Raw genomic sequence first — 2,431 nt, 5'->3', positions numbered from 1 at the left:
CGCGGAGCTCGCCGGGACCCCCGTGCTGGTCCAGATCGCCGACCTGGACCGGAGCGCCCCACCGCACGCCGCGAGCACCGCGGCGTTCGCCGCCCGCGCCGAGGTGCGCCACTACCCGGGCGATCACTTCGATCTCTTCCCCGGCCGGCCGTGCCACGACCTCGCGGTCACCCACGCGCTGCACTTCCTGCGCCGTCACGTGGGGTGACCGACCGATCCGAACTCATCCGAATTTCTCCGAACTTCTTGTTGACGCATCACCATTGAGGCGCTACTGTAGGTGACACAACAACCAATCGCTCCGGTGTCCAGCCGGGGACCACCGAAGGAGTCACCATGACCGCGACGCTCACCGACCTCACCGGCACCTGGAACATCGACCCCACCCACACCCGCCTCGGCTTCGTCACCCGCCACGCCATGGTCACCAAGGTCCGCGGGTCGTTCAACGACTACACGGGCACGGTCAACGTCCCCGCGGAGGGCGTCGACGGCGCGACCGCCGAGGTCGTCATCACCGCCTCCTCGATCGACACCCGCAACGCCGACCGTGACGGACACCTGAAGTCCAACGACTTCTTCGACATGGACAACCACCCGGAGATCACCTTCCGCTCGACGAAGATCGCGGCCAACGGCTCCGGCGGCGTCGACGTGACCGGCGACCTCACCATCAAGGGCACCACCAAGTCCGTGACCATCCCGTTCGAGTACGAGGGCACCGCCACCGACCCGTTCGGCAACCTCCGCGCCGGCTTCGAGGGCACCACGGTCATCAACCGCAGCGACTTCGGCCTGACCTGGAACGCGGCGCTCGAGACCGGTGGCGTGCTCGTCTCCGAGAAGGTCACCCTCGAGATCGAGCTCTCGGCCATCAAGCAGGCCTGAGTCCCCGCCCGGCCCGGCCGGGAGGACCCCCGTCCGGCCCGGTGACGCCCCCGGGGCCGGACGGCGCCCCCCGGCAAGAACTGCACCGCCAGGTCTTAGCCGCCAGGTCCTAGCCGACAGGTCTTAGGAGACGACGACGAAGACCGCGGAATGCGAGCCGTCGGCGTCCTCCCAGGTCCCGCTGAGCGTGCCCGGCGAGCCGATCAGGGGGCGGTCAGCCTCGGCGTCGTTCTCCTCCGAGATCACCCGGATCACCTGAGGTGCGGCATCGGCGTCGCTGTCGCCCGTCGCCCCGTCCCCGCCACCCCGGACGTTGACGGGCGACGGGGTGATCGTGCCGTCCTCCACCGCCAGATGGTCGGCGGCGGTGTCGCGGTGACTGACCACCCGCCGCACCTCGGCCACGTACACGGGGTCCGCCGGCGCGTCGTACACCCAGCGACGACCGAGGACAGAGTGTTCGAGCGTCCCGACCAGTGCGTCCTGCGCCCCCGGGAGCTCCGCCCCCCGGTAGGTCACGGGGACGTGGAACGTGCGCGCACCGTCCGAGACGAGGAAGGCCTCCATGCCCACCTCGCCGTCGGGGTCGACGAACCGGTAGGCGGTCACCTGCTCCAGCCGCGTCGGGTCACCGTCGAACCACGACTGGTGGCGGATCCACGCCCGGAGCAACTCGAGTTTGCCCGGGCTGAGGACGGCGTCATAGATCTCGGCGGTTCCACTCATGGGACAAGCATCCCCGGAGAGCGTCGACGCGGCAAACACTCCGCGAGATGAAGAAGAATTTGTCCGGGCGCCGTCGCTCCAGCGCATCACGACATTCCACCGACCGGGCTCCGACAGGGAGTGATCGCGGTCACAGCACGCTGGCACTGTCGCCGTTACGGTGACCGCCGTGTCTCCGGGAGACCCCGGCGCCCGAACGAAAGGTGACCACCATGAAGAAGACCATCGCGATCATCGGTTCCGCTGCCGCCCTGTCCTTCTCCGGTGCGGGACTGGCCGCCGCCCAGAGCGATCTCCCCGGGCTCGACAGCGGGTCGGTCGGCGCCCCCACGACCGTCGAGACGGACATCGACGGCGCCGAGACCCCCGCCGAGGTCTCGGCCATCGCGCAGCAGCTCTGCGGCACGATCTCCGCGTACGACTTCCTCGGTTCCGTCGGCGGCGTCGCGCCCGGACTGTCGGGCGAGGAGTGCGAGACGAACGCCGACCTGGCCATCTCCACCGCGATGACCGGCGACATCGCGGGCGCGATCGACATCCTCCGTGGCATCGACGCCGAGATCCCGGGGGACGGTGACACCGACGGCACCGAGACCGACGGCGACGACACCGCTTCGGACGACACCGCTGCCGACGACGCCACCGGCGACGACGTCGCGACGGGCGGCGACACGGTCGAGACCGACGCCTGACAGACCCGAGCCGGCCCCGGCCCCCACGACGGGGCCGGGGCCGCCGTCATCTCCAGCCGGGCCCTGTCGGTTCAGCGGTCCCTATCGGTCTTCGTCCCCGCCCGCGGTCACGAGCTCACCGAGGA

At 70.1% G+C, this 2,431-nt stretch carries 3 protein-coding genes and 1 pseudogene; 3 read left to right on the top strand and 1 reads right to left on the bottom strand.

The window, feature by feature from the left end; all coding sequences use genetic code 11:
• Both G6020_RS10490 and G6020_RS10485 read left to right on the top strand, forming a co-directional pair.
• Positions 1-208: pseudogene (locus tag G6020_RS10490) on the top strand (alpha/beta hydrolase); the annotation flags it as partial.
• 128 nt (positions 209-336) lie between these two features.
• On the top strand, positions 337-888 hold the full coding sequence (locus tag G6020_RS10485) for a YceI family protein (protein ID WP_182610584.1): 552 nt from the start codon (positions 337-339) through the stop codon (positions 886-888).
• 123 nt (positions 889-1,011) lie between these two features.
• Here the strand turns inward: G6020_RS10485 and G6020_RS10480 are convergent, their stop codons facing one another.
• Positions 1,012-1,614: a hypothetical protein gene (locus G6020_RS10480; RefSeq protein ID WP_182610583.1), complete on the bottom strand. Its 603-nt coding sequence runs from the start codon at positions 1,612-1,614 to the stop codon at positions 1,012-1,014.
• Positions 1,615-1,826: 212 nt separating this feature from the next.
• On the opposite strand from G6020_RS10480, the gene G6020_RS10475 reads away from it, so the two are divergent.
• Positions 1,827-2,306 carry a hypothetical protein gene (locus tag G6020_RS10475; protein ID WP_182610582.1) on the top strand — a complete coding sequence of 160 codons (480 nt, stop codon included), beginning with the start codon at positions 1,827-1,829 and terminating at the stop codon, positions 2,304-2,306.
• Positions 2,307-2,431: the final 125 nt, after the last annotated feature.

The sequence above is a fragment of the Dietzia sp. B19 genome (assembly GCF_014145155.1).
Taxonomy (GTDB): Bacteria; Actinomycetota; Actinomycetes; order Mycobacteriales; family Mycobacteriaceae; genus Dietzia; species Dietzia natronolimnaea.
The sequence above is the reverse complement of the archived record's forward strand: the minus strand, read 5'-3'. Positions and strand labels throughout refer to the sequence as shown.

Excerpts from the sequence above, each read along its gene's own strand:
- G6020_RS10475 (WP_182610582.1), top strand. The coding sequence starts at position 1,827 with ATGAAGAAGACCATCGCGATCATCGGTTCCGCTGCCGCCCTGTCCTTC.
- G6020_RS10485 (WP_182610584.1), top strand. The coding sequence starts at position 337 with ATGACCGCGACGCTCACCGACCTCACCGGCACCTGGAACATCGACCCC.
- G6020_RS10480 (WP_182610583.1), bottom strand. The coding sequence starts at position 1,614 with ATGAGTGGAACCGCCGAGATCTATGACGCCGTCCTCAGCCCGGGCAAA.